Source organism: Pseudomonas sp. FSL R10-1350 (assembly GCF_009600525.1).
GTDB classification, from domain to species: domain Bacteria; phylum Pseudomonadota; class Gammaproteobacteria; order Pseudomonadales; family Pseudomonadaceae; genus Aquipseudomonas; species Aquipseudomonas helleri.
On record NZ_WIVR01000006.1, the window covers coordinates 1 to 16,629 of the forward strand.

15 protein-coding genes are annotated in these 16,629 nt (G+C 57.5%); 8 read left to right on the forward strand and 7 right to left on the reverse strand.

From position 1 onward, the window contains the following. From ssuD to GHO25_RS04500, 5 genes are all read right to left on the reverse strand, one after another. Nucleotides 1–907 (reverse strand): FMNH2-dependent alkanesulfonate monooxygenase (ssuD, locus tag GHO25_RS04480; protein WP_153390021.1); only part of this gene is annotated, 907 nt, incomplete at its 3' end. A 31-nt stretch (nt 908–938) separates the two neighbouring features. Further along, nucleotides 939–1,904: a sulfonate ABC transporter substrate-binding protein gene (locus GHO25_RS04485; protein ID WP_048371094.1), complete on the reverse strand. Its 966-nt coding sequence runs from the start codon at nt 1,902–1,904 to the stop codon at nt 939–941. 105 nt (nt 1,905–2,009) lie between these two features. Continuing rightward, on the reverse strand, nt 2,010–2,603 hold the full coding sequence (gene ssuE, locus GHO25_RS04490) for an NADPH-dependent FMN reductase (protein ID WP_048371096.1): 594 nt from the start codon (nt 2,601–2,603) through the stop codon (nt 2,010–2,012). Between the two features lie 201 nt (nt 2,604–2,804). After that, entirely contained in the window at nt 2,805–3,443 is a 639-nt protein-coding gene (locus tag GHO25_RS04495; protein ID WP_048371098.1) for a peroxiredoxin, read from the reverse strand. Between the two features lie 311 nt (nt 3,444–3,754). Beyond that, the gene (locus GHO25_RS04500) at nt 3,755–5,107 is read right to left on the reverse strand and encodes an OprD family porin (RefSeq protein WP_153390022.1); all 1,353 of its coding nucleotides are present in this window, start codon (nt 5,105–5,107) and stop codon (nt 3,755–3,757) included. Nucleotides 5,108–5,605: 498 nt separating this feature from the next. Between GHO25_RS04500 and tauA the strand changes: the two genes are divergently transcribed. The 4 genes from tauA to tauD are packed head-to-tail and all read left to right on the forward strand — an operon-like array spanning nt 5,606 to nt 9,127. Further along, nucleotides 5,606–6,586, forward strand: a complete 981-nt coding sequence (gene tauA / locus GHO25_RS04505) for a taurine ABC transporter substrate-binding protein (protein WP_153330244.1) — start codon at nt 5,606–5,608, stop codon at nt 6,584–6,586. A gap of 27 nt (nt 6,587–6,613) precedes the next feature. Further along, nucleotides 6,614–7,408, forward strand: coding sequence for a taurine ABC transporter ATP-binding subunit (gene tauB, locus GHO25_RS04510; protein WP_153330245.1), 795 nt, complete (start codon nt 6,614–6,616; stop codon nt 7,406–7,408). Further along, entirely contained in the window at nt 7,405–8,238 is an 834-nt protein-coding gene (gene tauC / locus GHO25_RS04515; protein WP_048371105.1) for a taurine ABC transporter permease TauC, read from the forward strand. Before tauB ends, tauC begins: the two co-directional genes overlap by 4 nt. A gap of 55 nt (nt 8,239–8,293) precedes the next feature. After that, a complete protein-coding gene (gene tauD, locus GHO25_RS04520; protein WP_153390023.1) occupies nt 8,294–9,127 on the forward strand; it encodes a taurine dioxygenase in 834 nt (277 codons plus the stop codon). Nucleotides 9,128–9,296: 169 nt separating this feature from the next. On the opposite strand, the gene GHO25_RS04525 is transcribed toward tauD, so the two are convergent. Beyond that, a complete protein-coding gene (locus GHO25_RS04525) occupies nt 9,297–9,941 on the reverse strand; it encodes a TetR/AcrR family transcriptional regulator (protein WP_153390024.1) in 645 nt (214 codons plus the stop codon). 114 nt (nt 9,942–10,055) lie between these two features. After that, a complete protein-coding gene (locus GHO25_RS04530) occupies nt 10,056–11,432 on the reverse strand; it encodes a glutamine synthetase family protein (RefSeq protein WP_048371112.1) in 1,377 nt (458 codons plus the stop codon). Between the two features lie 278 nt (nt 11,433–11,710). Here GHO25_RS04530 and GHO25_RS04535 point away from each other — a divergent pair, with 278 nt between their 5' ends. The 4 genes from GHO25_RS04535 to GHO25_RS04550 all read left to right on the forward strand — a co-directional run bounded on the left by GHO25_RS04535 (nt 11,711) and on the right by GHO25_RS04550 (nt 16,611). After that, the gene (locus GHO25_RS04535; protein WP_153390025.1) at nt 11,711–12,496 is read left to right on the forward strand and encodes a gamma-glutamyl-gamma-aminobutyrate hydrolase family protein; all 786 of its coding nucleotides are present in this window, start codon (nt 11,711–11,713) and stop codon (nt 12,494–12,496) included. Between the two features lie 36 nt (nt 12,497–12,532). Further along, nucleotides 12,533–13,891 (forward strand): glutamine synthetase family protein, encoded by a 1,359-nt coding sequence (locus GHO25_RS04540; protein WP_048371116.1) that lies wholly within the window; start codon nt 12,533–12,535, stop codon nt 13,889–13,891. Nucleotides 13,892–13,949: 58 nt separating this feature from the next. Beyond that, nucleotides 13,950–15,314 (forward strand): aspartate aminotransferase family protein, encoded by a 1,365-nt coding sequence (locus tag GHO25_RS04545; RefSeq protein ID WP_153390026.1) that lies wholly within the window; start codon nt 13,950–13,952, stop codon nt 15,312–15,314. Nucleotides 15,315–15,498: 184 nt separating this feature from the next. After that, nucleotides 15,499–16,611 carry a polyamine ABC transporter substrate-binding protein gene (locus GHO25_RS04550; RefSeq protein WP_048371120.1) on the forward strand — a complete coding sequence of 371 codons (1,113 nt, stop codon included), beginning with the start codon at nt 15,499–15,501 and terminating at the stop codon, nt 16,609–16,611. Nucleotides 16,612–16,629 lie beyond the last annotated feature (18 nt).

The window sequence follows — 16,629 nt, forward strand, 5'->3', positions numbered from 1 at the left end:
TGCCCGCGCCGCCGCGACCCAGGCCCACGCCCGCCCACAGGTTAGGGCTGACTTCGAGGTTGTCGCGGCTGCCGCCGTGCAGCGCAGCCATGCGCTGCTGGCCTACCGAGTCAAAGCGCGACAGTGATGCCTGGGCACGGGCGATGGTGTCGTCGTCCAAGTGCGAGATCAGTTTGTCGGCGGCTTTCCATGCCTCTTCGTTAGTTTCACGCACGATCACGTGCAGGCGAATACCGAAGCGCACGGTGCGGCCGAGCTTGGCGGCTTTGTCGCGCACTTGCTGGATTTTTTCTGCGACCGCAGCCGGCGGCTCGCCCCAGGTCAGAACCATTTCAACCTGTTCGGCGGCCAGGTCTTGCGCTGCTTCTGACGAGCCACCGAAGTACAGCGGCGGACGCGGTTGCTGGATCGGCGGGTAGAGCAGCTTGGCGCCTTTGACCTGGATGTGCTGGCCGTCGTAGTCAACGGTTTCGCCTTCCAGTACGCGGCGCCAGATGCGGGTGAATTCCACCGAGGCCTGATAGCGTTCTTCGTGGCTCAGGAACAGGCCGTCACCGGCCAGTTCGTCCGGGTCACCGCCGGTGACAAGGTTGAACAGGGCACGGCCACCGGACAGTCGGTCCAGGGTTGCCGCCTGGCGCGCCGCCACGGTGGGCGAAATAATGCCGGGGCGCAGGGCCACCAAGAATTTCAGGCGCTGGGTCACCGGGATGAGCGAGGCGGCCACCAGCCAGGAGTCTTCGCATGAGCGTCCAGTCGGGATCAGTACCCCGCCAAAACCCAGGCGGTCTGCGGCTTGCGCCACTTGTTGCAGGTAACCGTGATCAACAGCGCGAGCGCCTTCGGAGGTGCCAAGGTAATGGCCATCTCCGTGGGTAGGCAGGAACCAGAAAATGTTGAGGCTCATGGAGTGGTCTCCTAAAGGGGTACGGCAAGCATTAAGGGGCTGTAGCCGCGGTGGCGGGCGGTGTCCAGATCACGTCTTTAATCGTCAACGGCTTGGGGATGAGCTTGAGCTGGTAAAAACTGTCGGCAATTTTTTGCTGCGCGTTGACCACTTCCGGGGTCAGGAACTGCGCGCCGTAACCCTGGCGTTTCACCGAGGTTTCAGTGATATCGACCGGCAGGCCGAGCAGCGGAGCAACCTGCTGGGTCACTTCGTCAGGGTGTGCCTTGGCCCACTCACCGACATTGCGCACTTCTTCGATCAGGGTTTCGATGACTTTGGGGTGTTTTTCAGCAAACGGCTTGGTCGCCAGGTAGAACTGGTGGTTGTCAGCAATGCCGGTCGCGTCACGCAGCGTACGGGCGTGCAGTTGTTGCTCGGCGGCGGCCTGGTACGGGTCCCAGATGACCCAGGCATCAACACTGCCACGCTCAAAGGCGGCACGGGCGTCCGCTGGCGGCAGGAAGACGGTCTGGATGTCGGTGTATTTCAGGCCGGCGTCTTCAAGGGCGCGCACCAGCAGGTAGTGCACGTTGGAGCCTTTGTTGAGGACTACTTTTTTACCTTTGAGGTCTTTGACCGAGGTGATAGGCGAGTCTTTGGGCACCAGAATCGCTTCGCTGGTCGGCGCTGGCGGCTCGTACGCGACGTACAGCAGGTCGGCACCGGCGGCCTGGGCAAACACGGGCGGGGTTTCGCCGGTCACGCCGAAGTCGATGGAGCCTACGTTGAGGCCTTCCAGCAACTGTGGGCCGCCGGGGAATTCAGTCCATTGCACGTCGACGCCCTGATCGGCCAGACGCTTTTCCAGCGTGCCTTTGGCCTTGAGCAGCACCAACGTGCCGTACTTCTGGTAGCCAATACGTACCGTATCGGCCTGGGCTTGCAGTGCCACGCCTAATGACACGGCTGCAGCCAGCAGTGTGGCCAAACCACGACGCAAAATGACAGGGCGCATGGCGCTCTCCTTTATTTTTGTTCTGTAGGAGCGAGCTTGCCTCGCGATCTTTGGATCTTTTGAAAGATCGCGAGGCAAGCTCGCTCCTACAGGGTGTTTATAAGTTCAGATACTCCAGCGAGCCGTGCGCAGGCGCTCGTTGAGGATGTCGGGGTCCAGCGGTTTTGGGCGACGGGCCAGGGCGCTGTAAAAGTGCTCCAGTGACTCGTTCAAACGTTGTTCCAGCACCGGCACCAACTGCGCCTGAGCGCTGCCTTCGCCGTAAGCAATCTGGCTGTCTTCGGCAAAGATGCCGTGCAGCATTTCTTGGGCCTTGAGCGCCGACAGCACGGGCTTCAGTGCGTAGTCCACGGCCAGCATGTGGGCGATGCTGCCGCCGGTCGCGATGGGCAGCACCACTTTGTGGCTCAAGGCACGTTCAGGCAGCAGGTCGAGGATGGTTTTCAGCGCACCGCTGAAAGAGGCCTTGTACACCGGAGTCGCAATCACCAGGCCGTCGGCCCGCTCAATCTGCTCCAGCAGGTCGATAATTTTTGGACTGTCGAAACGCGCATGCAGCAGGTCTTCAGCCGGAAAGTCACGTACCTGGTAACTCACCACTTCGACGCCATTCTGGTTGAGCCAGTGTTTGGCGCGGTCCAGCAACACCCCGGAACGGGAGCGTTGACTTGGGCTACCTCCGATTGTCACAACCAGCATTTACGGTTTCCTTGAATGAAATTTTTCAATTTTCTGTCAGCGTTTTCGCTTAGATGGAACTGACCTTAACAGGTGTTTTTTATATCCATAAATCATATTTGTTCATTTGTTTATTCCTTAAACGTATATGAATTGACAGGCAAAAAAAAGGCCGTCGAAACGGCCAAAACCCTGTGACTTTGAAGGTGATGAATACGGTCGTTACTTGTTTGGCTGTGGCGTCAGGCGCAGGTAGGGCTTCACAGCGCGATAACCTTTAGGAAAGCGTTTGTTGATTTCGTCTTCGTCTTTGAGCGATGGCACGATCACGACTTCGTCGCCGTCTTGCCAGTTGGCCGGGGTGGCCACTTTGTAGTTGTCGGTGAGTTGCAGCGAATCAACCACACGCAGAATTTCGTTGAAGTTACGCCCCGTGCTGGCCGGATAAGTAATGGTCAGGCGGATCTTTTTGTTCGGGTCAATCACGAACAGTGAGCGCACGGTAAGGGTGTCGCTGGCGTTAGGGTGGATCAGGTCGTAGAGGTCACTGACCTTGCGATCGGCGTCGGCCAGGATCGGGAAGTTGACGACTGTGTTTTGCGTTTCGTTGATGTCGCCAATCCACTTGTGGTGCGAGTCTACCGGGTCAACCGACAGCGCGATGGCCTTGACGCCACGCTTGGCAAACTCATCCTTGAGCTTGGCGGTGAAGCCCAGTTCAGTGGTGCACACCGGCGTAAAGTCAGCCGGGTGAGAAAACAAAATGCCCCAGCTGTCGCCCAGCCAATCGTGAAACTTGATGGTGCCAGCGCTGGAATCCTGTTCGAAATCGGGGGCGATATCGCCAAGTCTTAGGCTCATGGTGCAGCTCCTTTTTTGTCGTGAGTGGCGGGGCGTGATGGGCTTACTCTGCCTGCTTCACGAACTAATTAAAAAGAATAAATATCGATTTAATTAGAACCAAAAGGAATACTAAAAACTGTTTCATTGGACGCGACAAAGCACCAGGTCCACTCTGGATTCAGGTTTAGGCAAGGGGAGCGGCAAGGAGCTGCGACTACTCAATGTGTTACGAATGAGCCGTCTGGCCCTTCGGTAAACACCCTGCCCGGCATTGCGCCGGGCAGGATTTTTCTTACTTTTACGTCTTACTTTTTTTCGCTACAAGCGACTTACAACAGTGGGATCGAGTAGCTCACGATCACACGGTTTTCGTCCTGGTTGCGCTGGCCAGCAATGGTGTTGCGCCACATGGCGTTTTTCCACATGAAGCCCAGGTTCTTCAGAGCACCTTCCTGAACAACGTAAGCCACGGTGATGTCGCGTTCCCACTCGGTCGCGCCATCGTTGTTTTGCTTGCCGCCGCTGTAGGTGTCGATGTTGTTGCCGCGCAGGTACACAGCACCGGCGGTCAGGCCAGGTACGCCAACCTTGGCGAAGTCATACGAGTAGCGTGCTTGCCAGGTACGTTCGCCAGCACGGCCGAACTTCTGGATTTGCGAGTCGGTGATGGTGTAGTTCGACGAACCGTCGCCCTGGTTCAGCCAAGGGAAGTCGCTGCTGCCGTTGCTGACCTGGTAGCCGCCACCGAAGGTGTGGCCTTCAACCGAGTACAGGAACAAAGCGCTGTACAGGTTGTTGTCGACTTCGCCTTTACCGTTTTTGGAAACGCTGTTGGCGTAGTTACCGTTGCTGAAGTACAGCGGGTCGTAGCCGTTTTTGCCGTCGTTTTTGCTGTTGAAGTAGCGCAGGTCAGACTTCAACACGCCCGGGCCGATTGCCCAGTTGTGGACCAGGCCCAGGAAGTTCTGTTTGTAGAACTTGTCCAGGTTGCCGTAGTAGTACTGAACCAACAGGTCCTTGTTGATTTTGTAGTCACCACCGGCATAGACGAATTTGTTGCTGTTGGCTGTACGAGCGTTCGCACCACCAATGGACATTTGTTCGTTGTTGCTGGAGTTACGGCCTTTAACGTGCTCGATCTGACCGGCGATCAGGGTCAGGTCCTTGATCTCGTTGGAGGTGACTTGGCCACCTTCAAAGGTCTGTGGCAGCAGACGACCATCGTTATAGGAGATGACCGGCAGTTTCGGCATCAGGGTGCCGTAACGCAGTTCGGTCTGGGAGAACTTGGCTTTGGCAGTTACGCCCAGGCTTGAGAAGTCATTAACCGCTTTGCCGTCGGACTTGCTCGGGAACACAGTGCCGCCGTACGAGGTCGAGGTAGCGCCGTTGGTGCCGCCGCCCGAATCAAGACGTACGCCCAGCAGAGCGATAGCGTCCAGACCGAAACCCACAGTACCTGCGGTAAAGCCCGAGGTGTAATCCACCTGGAAGCCTTGGCCCCACTCTTCGTTCTTGCTCTGAGCACCGGAAGCTTTAGTGCCTGCGTCGCGGTTGTCGGTGTTGATGTAGAAGTTACGCAGTTTCAGCGTCGCTTTGCTGTCTTCGATGAACCCTTCAGCGCTCGCTTGTTGCGCCAGCAAGCCGAGGGCTACAGCCACGGCAACGGTGGACTTCTTCATGGTGCTGCTCCTTTGAATTCTAATTTTTGTAGTTCTTTAGCCCGAAATCTGACGTCTCGGTGCTCCAGATGCGCGATTAGCGCCAGACAGTGACTGCCAAGTCAATCGTAACTTTTGATGTTTACGACCTTTGTCTAGTCCTCTGCGGTGTGTGCGTAGGTTAAAGACTTTTTCATAAACCAAAAAAGAATTATTTCAAGATCCTTCATAACCTATTGGCATAACAAAGGAAATTTCCTACGTTCACGCCGGCGGATGCTATCGGCCTTTGGTCTTATTTATAAATAGATTTTTATGAAATTTTTAATAAGCGTTCATGTCGCGGTGCTGAAGCGATTTTCTGTGACCGGAAAAACCCATTAAAGCTCGTGCGCGCGCACGTAAAGAAGGATCAATAACTTCATAAGCTAATGCATAAAAGTTATTTATTTACTCATTCTTAGATCATTTAACCTCGCATCCAGCCAATTAACGGCCGCCAGCCGAGGATTCCCCCAGATGAAACTGAACACCCCCCTACGCCTTTTGGCTGCACTCTCTCTGGCCGGTGCCAGTTTCTTTGCGCAAGCGGCCAACGACGTAACCGTGGCTTACCAAACCACCGTTGACCCGGCCAAAGTGGCCCAGGCTGACGGCGTTTACGAAAAAGCCACCGACGCCAAAATCAACTGGCGCAAATTTGATAACGGTGCCGACATCATTGCCGCCATCGCCTCGGGCGACGTGCAAATCGGCTACTTGGGGTCAAGCCCGCTGACCGCCGCCATCACCCGCGGTGTTCCGGTTGAAACCTTTTTGGTCGCCACCCAGATCGGCGGCGCTGAAGCCCTGGTAGCCCGCAACGGCTCCGGCATCAACAGCCCACAAGACCTGGTAGGCAAAAAAGTCGCCGTGCCGTTTGTATCGACCGGCCACTACAGCCTGCTGGCAGCGCTGAAACACTGGAACATCGACCCGTCCAAAGTGACCATCCTTAACCTCGCGCCACCGGCCATTATCGCCGCCTGGAAACGCGGTGATATCGACGCCACCTACGTGTGGGACCCGGCACTGGGTGTGGCCAAAGACAGCGGCAAAGTGCTGATCACCTCTGGCGAACTGGGCAAGCTCGGCGCACCCACCTTTGATGCCTGGATTGTGCGCAAGGACTACGCGGCCAAGCACCCGGAAATCGTCAAGGAATTCGCCAAAGTCACCCTGGATGCCTACGCCGACTACAACAAGGACCCTAAAGCCTGGGTTGCCAACCCAAGCAATGTCGCCAAGGTAGAGAAGCTCTCCGGGGCCAAGGCCGCTGACATTCCTGGCCTGCTGGAAGGCAACGTCTACCCGGTAGCGGCTGAACAAAAAGTGCTGCTGGGTGCACCGACCACCAAAGCCCTGACTGACACCGCTGCCTTCCTGAAAGAGCAAGGCAAGGTCGACGCCGTTCTGCCGGATTACGCACCGTCAGTGACCGCCCAGTTCGTCACTCAATAACCCACGCCAACTGAGGAATCGACCGTCATGGCCTTGTTATCACTGGAGCGCATCAGCGCACAGTACCCAGGCGCAGCTGAGCCGGTGCTGTCGGATATTTCCGTCAATCTCGGACCTCAGCAGCTGCTGGTCGCACTTGGCCCTTCGGGCAGCGGGAAAACCTCGCTGCTCAACCTGATTGCCGGTTTTGTTGAACCTAGCGCCGGGCGCATCACTCTGGATGGCGCCCCGGTCAAAGGCCCGAGCGCTGAACGCGGCGTGGTGTTTCAAGACGACGTTTTGCTGCCTTGGCAAGACGTCTTGGCCAACGTTGCTTTCGGCCTGGAACTGGCCGGCGTGGCACGCAACAAACGCGAAGCGCGTGCCCGTGAAATGCTCGCGCTGGTGGATTTGTCGGGCTTTGAAAAACGCCGTGTGTGGGAGCTGTCCGGCGGTCAACGCCAGCGTGTGGGCCTGGCCCGTGCTTTGGCGGCCGACCCGCGTGTGCTGCTGATGGACGAACCCTTCGGCGCTCTTGATGCGTTCACCCGTGAACAGATGCAAGAGCTGTTGCTGCAAGTGTGCAAACGCACCGACAAACCCGTGTTCCTGATTACCCACGACATTGAAGAGGCCGTGTTTTTGGCCACGGATCTGATTCTGTTGGCGCCCAACCCTGGCCGTATTGTTGAGCGCCTGACCCTGGATTTCGGTCAGCGTTATAACGCTGGCGAGTCCGCTCGCTCGATCAAGTCCGACCCCCGCTTTATCGAAACCCGTGAACACGTACTTGAACGCGTGTTTTCACAACGTGGTGCCGCCCAGCGGCAGGAGCGCGCATGAGCAGTTATGAAGTCGCCGCAGCCCCCGTTGCTGCACCTCACGCGCCGCGCCCGGCAAAGCGCAGCCTGAGCACACGCTGGATCAGCGTGCTGACCCTCGCCACTTTGATCCTTGCCTGGTGGGGCGTAACCGCCGCCGGCTTGATCGAACCGCTGTTTTTACCGCCACCGTCTGCCGTGCTGGAAAAAGGCTGGTTGCTGGCGACCAAAGGCTACATGGATTCCACCCTGTGGCAGCACTTGAGCGCGAGCCTGAGCCGTATCGGCCTGGGGCTTGGCTTTGCGATTTTGACCGCTGTGCCGGTGGGCATTGCCATTGGCCATAACCGCATTGCGCGGGGTATTTTCGACCCGCTGATCGAGTTCTACCGCCCGATCCCGCCGCTGGCTTACTTGCCGCTGATCGTGATCTGGTGCGGCATTGGCGAACTGTCGAAAGTGCTGCTGATTTACCTGGCGATTTTTGCCCCGATTGCGATTGCGACCGCCACCGGCGTGCGCACCGTCGACCCGGCCAAGATCCGCGCCGCACAGTCGTTGGGCGCCACGCGCTGGCAGTTGATCCGCCATGTAATTATGCCGAGCGCCTTGCCGGATATTTTGACCGGTATCCGCATTGGCCTCGGGGTCGGCTGGTCGACGTTGGTTGCAGCAGAGCTGATCGCCGCCACCAGCGGCCTGGGTTTTATGGTGCAGTCTGCCGCACAGTTTTTAGTCACGGATGTAGTGGTGCTGGGCATTCTGGTGATCGCCATCATCGCCTTCGCCATGGAAATGGGCCTGCGCGCCCTGCAACGCAAACTGGTGCCGTGGCACGGCCAGGTTCACTAATTACACCGAATATCACACGACGCCGACCCATCGGCGCGCTGCTAGCGAGACGACCATGAGCCTGACCGTTACCCCCATTAGCTCTGCCCTTGGCGCCGAGATTGACGGCGTTGACCTGACCCGGCCACTGAGCCTGGAACAGCGCGATGCCATCGAGCAGGCGCTGCTTCAGCACCAGGTGATTTTCTTCAAGAACCAGGTCATCACCCCACAACAGCAAGCGCGTTTTGCCGCCAACTTTGGTGACCTGCACATTCACCCGATTTACCCCAACGTACCGGAGCAGCCTGAAGTGCTGGTGCTGGACACGGCCGTGACCGACGTACGCGACAACGCGGTGTGGCACACCGACGTGACCTTTTTACCAACCCCAGCACTGGGCGCGGTGTTGAGCGCCAAGCAGTTGCCGGCCTTTGGCGGCGATACCTTGTGGGCCAGCGGCATCGCGGCTTTTGAGGGCTTGTCCAAACCGCTGCAAGTGCTGCTGGACGGCCTGAGCGCCACGCACGACTTCACCAAATCGTTCCCGCTGGAGCGTTTTGGCTCGACCCCCGAAGACCTCGCGCGCTGGGAACAGACCCGCAAAAACAACCCGCCGCTGTCCCACCCGGTGGTGCGCACGCACCCGGTGAGCGGGCGTAAATCGTTGTTCGTCAACGAAGGCTTCACCACCAAAATCAATGAGCTGTCAGAGGCCGAAAGCGACGCAATTTTGAAGCTGCTGTTTGCCCACGCCACCCGCCCTGAATACACCATCCGCTGGCGCTGGCAAGAAAACGACGTGGCCTTCTGGGACAACCGCGTCACCCAGCATTACGCCGTGGACGACTACCGCCCCAACCGTCGCGTGATGCACCGCGCGACCATTTTGGGTGATGCGCCGTTCTGATTTGAAAGCGGCGCAGGTAGCAGCCCCTCACCCCAGCCCACTCCCGAGGGAGAGGGAGCTTTACCGAGGTGTTCTCAGGTCCAGTGCATGGCTTGCAGGCTGCAGAACATCGACAACATTCCCCAATCGGTTCCTTCTCCCTCCGGGAGAGGGCTAGGGTGAGGGAGCTTTACGGTTGTCGTTTTGGCAAAAACGGCGGCAGGTATAACCCCAAATACGCATCCACCACGCGCAGGCCTTCTTCGGCCATGCGCGGGGTGATGCTGTCGTGCAACTGGATAGAGCGCGCATACACCCGATCACCCAGTTCCATTGCCAAGGCGAACACGTCGACGTCTTGCGGCAGTACCGGCAATTCAAAATGGCGCATAAACAACGCGTGCAGCAGTTGCCCCAGTTCCAGATCGTGCTGACGGTCGGCCCGGGTGACTTCGGTAAGGCCGTGCTGCGCCAGGATCAGTTGCCGGGCCGCTGCGTCTTCGCTGTAGATAGTCATCATGCGCTGCTCAACAACCCGTGACAGATCACGCCAGGTCGCCAATGCCTCGTGGTCGATGGGCGCTTGCAGGCAGGCGCGGAAAGCACCGTGCACATCCTCGGTCAGGGCTTCGAGCAAGGCCGGCACGCTGGCGAAGAAGTGATACACCGATGACGGCGGGATACCCGCATGTTCGGCCACGCTGTATATCGACAGGCTGGCGACGCCCTGTGTCGCCAGCAAGGTCCGGGCAGCGGCAAGGATCGAATCAATTCGGCCCTGGCTGCGTGCGCGAGGTTTGCGAGGGGTGGCTCGTGGTGTGGCGAGGCGCGTCATGGGTGTCTCCTGCGGGGCTGCAGGCATTGTACGAGCCGGGTCAACCGATTGCACAGCGCAAAAAAAACGCCACGGGCAGTTAAGCCCGTGGCGTTTCTTGAGTACTGCAATCGCTTATACGGTATGCAGGTACCAGTTGTATTCGAGGTCGGAGATGGAGTGTTCAAACTCTTCCAGCTCGCTCTCTTTACAGGCCACAAAAATATCGATGTATTTGGGATCGATGTATTTGGCCATGACCTCGCTATCGTCCAACTCACGCAGTGCATCACGCAGGTTGTTCGGCAGGCTTTGCTCGTTTTGCTCGTAGGAGTTGCCCTCTACAGGAGCACCCGGTTCGATTTTGTTGGTCAGACCGTGGTGAACACCGGCCAGCACAGACGCCATCAGCAAGTACGGGTTGGCATCGGCACCGGCAACCCGGTGTTCGATACGCACGGCATCGGAAGAACCGGTCGGTACGCGGATCGCGACCGTACGGTTGTCCAGGCCCCAACACGGCGAGTTCGGCACGTAGAACTGTGCGCCGAAACGACGGTAGGAGTTGACGTTAGGGCAAAGGAACGCCATCTGCGCCGGTAGGGTCTCGAGCACACCGCCGATCGCGTGACGCAATGCGGCGTTCTGCTCGGGATCCTCGCTGGCAAAAATATTTTTGCCATCTTTGTCCAGAATCGAAATATGGACGTGCAGCCCGTTGCCTGCCTGGCCTGGGTAAGGCTTGGCCATGAAGGTGGTGTCCATCTCATGGTCGTAGGCGATGTTTTTGATCAGACGCTTGAGCAGTACCGCGTAGTCGCAGGCCTTGATAGGGTCGGCAACGTGGTGCAGGTTCACTTCGAACTGCGCCGGGGCACTTTCTTTAACGATGGCGTCAGCCGGAATGCCTTGCTCTTTGGCACCTTCCAGAATGTCCTGGAGGCAGTCGACGTATTCGTCGAGGTCGTCGATCAGGTAAACCTGTGTCGAGTGCGGGCGCTTGCCGGAAATAGGGGAGCGTGGCGGTTGGGGGCGACCGTTTACGTTCTCCTGGTCGATCAGGTAGAACTCCAGCTCAAAGGCTGCGCAAATAGTCAGGCCAAGATCGTCAAATTTGGTAACAACTTGACGCAGTACTTCGCGCGGATCGGCGAAGAAAGGGTCACCTTCAAGTTCGTGCATGGTCATCAGCAGTTGCGCGGTTGGGCGCTTTTGCCATGGCTCGTTGCACAGGGTGTCAGGGATTGGATAACAGATTCGGTCTGCGTCGCCGATGTCCAGACCCAAGCCGGTGCTTTCCACCGTTGAGCCATTGATATCCAGGGCAAATAAAGAGGCAGGCAAGTTGATGCCCTTCTCGTAAACCTTGTGGAGGCTGGTGCGTTCGATGCGCTTGCCGCGCACCACACCATTCATATCCGCAATTAGAAGGTCTACGTACAGAACCTCAGGATGATCCTTAAGGAACGCGTTCGCTTCGTTAAGCTGAACGGCACGCGGGGGTACCGACATGATGCAACACCTTTGTTGTTAAAAATATCAATCATTGAGCGCTACGGGTTTCAGTCAACCCGAACGGCATACCGAAGTCAAGCAACCTATTTTTTGCCCCAAAAAAGCGCTCGAAGGGCATTTTTGACGCATTTTAGGGCGAATTTCGCCCTTATATCGCTTCACTACCCGCAGGCTTGAGCGGGCCGTGTTGTATTTTTTACGGGGGTGTTGTGTAAAAAAATGAACGAGGCTAAGCTCGATTCAAACCCATAACAGCAATAATACCGGGGTGTTACATGTCACGCCTGCCGATAATCGGCGTCACCGCCTGCACCAAGCAGATCGGTTTGCATCCTTATCACATCACTGGCGATAAGTACGTGCGAGCTGTCGCGGTGGCAGCCAAAGGCTTGCCTCTGATCCTGCCGTCTCTGGCAGAACTCATACAACCGTCCGATATTCTGGACGGTCTGGACGGTCTGGACGGCCTGCTCTTTACCGGGTCACCCTCCAATATCGAACCGCATTTGTATCACGGCCCGGCCAGCGCGCCTGGCACGCTGCATGATCCTGAACGTGATCGCACCACCCTCCCCTTGATCCGCGCCGCACTGGCAGCCGGCGTTCCGGTGCTCGGCATTTGCCGGGGGTTTCAAGAATTAAATGTAGCCCTGGGTGGCTCACTTCACCAGAAATTGCACGAAGTCGACGGTTTCATCGAGCACCGTGAAGACCCGAGCGCACCGCTTGAGGTGCAGTACGGGCCCAGCCATGCCATGCACGTTCAACCGGGCGGCGTGCTGGCGGGTTTGGGCCTGCCGATCGACTTTGACGTCAACTCGATTCACACCCAGGGCATTGACCAGTTGGCCCCGGGGCTACGCATTGAAGCCACTGCGCCGGACGGGCTGGTAGAAGCCGTCTCGGTAGAACACGGCAAGGCTTTTGCTTTAGCAGTTCAATGGCACCCCGAATGGCAGGTAAGCTCTAACCCGATTTACCTCGCAATCTTCCAGGCATTCGGAGATGCCTGCAGACGGCGCGCACACCAACGCGACGCCGATGCGTCAGTAAACGCCTGACTTATTCAAGTCAGGAAACTCAGCCCAGAGGCATTTATGAGTAACAACCTCGACCAGCTCACCGATTGGTTGAAAGACCACAAGATCACAGAAGTCGAATGCATGATCGCCGACCTTACCGGCATTGCCCGCGGTAAGATCTCGCCGACCAACAAATTCATTGCCGAAAAAGGCATGCGCCTGCCCGAGAGCGTATTGCTGCAGACCGTTACGGGCGACTACGTCGAAGACGACATCTATTACGAACTCCTCGATCCGGCCGACATCGACATGGTCTGCCGTCCCGATCAGAACGCCGTATATGTTGTGCCCTGGGCCATTGAGCCAACCGCTCAAGTGATTCACGACACCTACGACAAGCAGGGCAACCCGATTGAGTTGTCACCGCGCAACGTGCTTAAAAAGGTCCTTAAACTCTATGCCGACCACGGCTGGCAGCCGATCGTGGCGCCAGAAATGGAGTTTTACCTGACCAAGCGCAGCGAAGACCCGGACTACCCGTTGCAGCCGCCGGTCGGCCGCTCCGGCCGCCCGGAAACCGGCCGTCAGTCCTTCTCTATTGAAGCGGCCAACGAGTTCGATCCGCTGTTCGAAGACGTGTACGACTGGTGCGAACTGCAAGAGCTGGATCTGGACACCCTGATCCACGAAGACGGCACCGCGCAGATGGAAATCAACTTCCGTCATGGTGATGCCCTGTCGCTGGCCGACCAGATCCTGATATTCAAGCGCACCATGCGCGAAGCGGCGCTCAAGCACGACGTGGCCGCCACCTTTATGGCCAAGCCCATGACCGGCGAGCCGGGCAGCGCGATGCATTTGCACCAGAGCATCATCGACATCGCCACGGGCAAAAACATCTTCTCCAATGAAGACGGGACCATGAGCCAGCTGTTCCTCAACCACATCGGCGGGTTGCAGAAGTTCATCCCTGAACTGCTGCCGCTGTTTGCACCGAATGTGAACTCCTTCCGCCGCTTCCTGCCTGATACCTCAGCGCCGGTGAACGTGGAATGGGGCGAAGAGAACCGCACCGTCGGCCTGCGCGTACCGGATGCCGGCCCGCAAAACCGCCGCGTCGAAAACCGTTTGCCGGGCGCCGATGCCAACCCGTACCTGGCCATTGCGGCCAGCTTGCTGTGTGGCTACATCGGCATGGTCGAAGGCATCAACCCAAGCGCGCCTGTAGTAGGCCGCGGCTATGAACGCCGCAACCTGCGCTTGCCGTTGACCATCGAAGACGCTCTGGAGCGGATGGAAAACAGCAAGACCGTCGAGAAGTACCTCGGCACCAAGTTCATCACCGGTTACGTCGCGGTCAAACGTGCCGAACATGAGAACTTCAAGCGCGTCATCAGTTCGTGGGAGCGGGAATTCCTGCTGTTCGCCGTCTGACACGCCGGGAGCCGCACCTGGAAGGTGCGGCTCCCCAACTGAATAAAAGGAGAGCTGTATGACTAGCAAGAACCCGCAAACGCAAGCCTGGCAACAACTGAGCAACGATCACCACCTGGCCCCTTTCAGTGACTTCAAGCAATTGAAAGAAGTTGGCCCGCGCATCATCACTCACGCCAAGGGCGTGTACCTCTGGGACAGTGAAGGTCACAAGATTCTCGACGGCATGGCCGGCCTGTGGTGTGTTGCCATTGGTTATGGCCGTGACGAACTGGCCGATGCCGCCAGCAAGCAAATGCGCGAACTGCCGTACTACAACCTGTTCTTTATGACCGCCCACCCGCCGGTGCTTGAGCTGTCCAAAGTCATCGCCGACATTGCCCCCGAAGGCATGAACCACGTGTTCTTCACCGGTTCCGGTTCGGAAGGCAACGACACCATGCTGCGTATGGTTCGCCACTATTGGGCGATCAAAGGCCAGCCGAACAAGAAAGTCATCATCAGCCGTAAAAACGGCTACCACGGTTCGACCGTGGCGGGCGCAAGCCTGGGCGGCATGACCTACATGCACGAACAGGGCGACTTGCCGATCCCGGGCATTACCCACATCCCGCAACCGTACTGGTTCGGTGAAGGCGGCGACATGTCCCCGGAAGAGTTCGGCATCTGGGCGGCCAATCAGTTGGAAGAAAAGATCCTTGAGCTGGGCGTCGACAACGTCGGTGCTTTTATTGCCGAGCCTATTCAGGGTGCCGGTGGTGTGGTCGTTCCGCCAGACACCTACTGGCCGCGCATCAAAGAGATCCTCGCCAAGTACGACATTCTGTTCGTGGCTGACGAAGTGATCTGCGGCTTTGGCCGTACCGCCGAGTGGTTCGGCAGCGATTTCTACGACCTCAAACCCGACATGATGACCATCGCCAAGGGCCTGACCTCGGGCTACATCCCGATGGGCGGCCTGATCGTGCGCGATGAAGTGGTGGCCGTGCTCAACGAAGGCGGCGATTTCAACCACGGTTTCACCTACTCCGGTCACCCGGTAGCCGCCGCCGTTGCCCTCGAAAACATCCGCATCCTGCGCGAAGAAAAAATTATCGAGAAGGCCAACGCCGAAACGGCACCGTATTTGCAAAAGCGTTTACGCGAACTCAACGATCACCCGTTGGTGGGCGAAGTGCGCGGTGTTGGCCTGTTGGGCGCCATTGAACTGGTGCAGGACAAAGCCACTCGCAAACGTTATGAAGGCCGGGGTGTGGGCATGATCTGCCGCCAGTTCTGCTTTGATAACGGCCTGATCATGCGCGCCGTCGGCGACACCATGATCATCGCGCCACCGCTGGTCATCAGCAAAGACGAGATCGATGAGTTGGTGACCAAGGCGCGTAAGTGCCTGGATCTGACCTTGGAAGCATTGCAGGGTTAACTGCTAGGCTTTGGGCGCATGAAAACTGCGGATTTTATGTAGGCAATTGCGCTTAGAGCCTTAAGAATCAAGGCTCTTCCCTTGAAAGCCTGCCCTGGATCTTGCCAGACTAGCCGCCGGCTTTGGTTACCCTGACATCAGGTCGCTGAATCGGTGGTTTAAAAGAACAATTGGAGCATTACAGATGAAGGCATCAGGTTTTAAAAAAGCTGGCAAGACCCTTCTCGCCCTGTCCTTGATGGGTGTGATGGCCGGGGCAGCACAAGCAGCAGACAAAGTGCTGCACGTTTACAACTGGTCCGATTACATCGCACCCGATACCGTCAAAAAGTTTGAAGACAAGACCGGTATCAAAGTGGTTTACGACGTGTTCGACAGCAACGAGACCCTCGAGGCCAAACTGCTGGCGGGCAAGTCTGGCTACGACATCGTCGTGCCATCCAACAACTTCCTGGCCAAGCAGATCAAAGCCGGCGTTTACCAGGAGCTGGACAAGTCCAAGCTGCCTAACTGGAAAAACCTCGACCCTGCTCTGCTCAAGGCCGTTGGCGATGCCAGTGACCCGGGCAACAAATTTGCGTTCCCGTACATGTGGGGCACCATTGGCATCGGCTACAACCCTGAGAAGGTCAAAGCCGCTCTGGGCGTCGACACCATTGATTCCTGGGACGTGATCTTCAAGCCCGAGAACATCGAGAAGCTGAAAAAATGTGGCGTGAGCGTGCTCGACTCGCCAACCGAAATGCTGCCGGTGGCGCTGCATTACCTGGGCTTGCCGACCAACAGCCAGAAGAAAGACGATCTGCAGAAAGCCGAAGAGCTGTTCCTCAAGGTGCGTCCTTCGATCGCTTACTTCCACTCCTCCAAGTACATCTCTGACCTGGCCAACGGCAACATCTGCGTTGCAGTGGGCTACTCGGGCGACCTGGAGCAATCCATCAGCCGCGCCAAAGAAGCCGGTGACAAGGTCAAACTCAAGTACGTGATCCCGAAAGAAGGTGCAGGCAGCTTCTACGACATGGTCGCCATCCCTAAAGATGCCGAAAACGTTGATGCCGCTTACGCCTGGATGAACTACCTGCTGGAACCGGAAGTGATGGCCGAGATCACTAACAGTGTTCGTTTCCCGAACGGTAACAAAGCTGCAACACCGTTGGTGAATAAAGACATCTCGGGTGATCCAAGCATCTATCCGTCGGATGAAGTCAAAGAACATCTGTACGCGATCAGTGACTTGCCACCTGCAACCTTGCGCCTGCTGACCCGCAGCTGGACCAAGATCAAATCCGGTAAGTAACACGGCAATCCTGTAGGA

What these genes read in the sequence shown, in the direction of transcription:
- GHO25_RS04525 (WP_153390024.1), bottom strand. Translation starts at nt 9,941, where the DNA reads ATGACGCGCCTCGCCACACCACGAGCCACCCCTCGCAAACCTCGCGCA.
- GHO25_RS04540 (WP_048371116.1), top strand. Translation starts at nt 12,533, where the DNA reads ATGAGTAACAACCTCGACCAGCTCACCGATTGGTTGAAAGACCACAAG.
- tauD (WP_153390023.1), top strand. Translation starts at nt 8,294, where the DNA reads ATGAGCCTGACCGTTACCCCCATTAGCTCTGCCCTTGGCGCCGAGATT.
- GHO25_RS04545 (WP_153390026.1), top strand. Translation starts at nt 13,950, where the DNA reads ATGACTAGCAAGAACCCGCAAACGCAAGCCTGGCAACAACTGAGCAAC.
- ssuE (WP_048371096.1), bottom strand. Translation starts at nt 2,603, where the DNA reads ATGCTGGTTGTGACAATCGGAGGTAGCCCAAGTCAACGCTCCCGTTCC.
- GHO25_RS04500 (WP_153390022.1), bottom strand. Translation starts at nt 5,107, where the DNA reads ATGAAGAAGTCCACCGTTGCCGTGGCTGTAGCCCTCGGCTTGCTGGCG.
- tauA (WP_153330244.1), top strand. Translation starts at nt 5,606, where the DNA reads ATGAAACTGAACACCCCCCTACGCCTTTTGGCTGCACTCTCTCTGGCC.
- GHO25_RS04495 (WP_048371098.1), bottom strand. Translation starts at nt 3,443, where the DNA reads ATGAGCCTAAGACTTGGCGATATCGCCCCCGATTTCGAACAGGATTCC.
- GHO25_RS04530 (WP_048371112.1), bottom strand. Translation starts at nt 11,432, where the DNA reads ATGTCGGTACCCCCGCGTGCCGTTCAGCTTAACGAAGCGAACGCGTTC.
- tauC (WP_048371105.1), top strand. Translation starts at nt 7,405, where the DNA reads ATGAGCAGTTATGAAGTCGCCGCAGCCCCCGTTGCTGCACCTCACGCG.
- GHO25_RS04535 (WP_153390025.1), top strand. Translation starts at nt 11,711, where the DNA reads ATGTCACGCCTGCCGATAATCGGCGTCACCGCCTGCACCAAGCAGATC.
- tauB (WP_153330245.1), top strand. Translation starts at nt 6,614, where the DNA reads ATGGCCTTGTTATCACTGGAGCGCATCAGCGCACAGTACCCAGGCGCA.
- GHO25_RS04550 (WP_048371120.1), top strand. Translation starts at nt 15,499, where the DNA reads ATGAAGGCATCAGGTTTTAAAAAAGCTGGCAAGACCCTTCTCGCCCTG.
- GHO25_RS04485 (WP_048371094.1), bottom strand. Translation starts at nt 1,904, where the DNA reads ATGCGCCCTGTCATTTTGCGTCGTGGTTTGGCCACACTGCTGGCTGCA.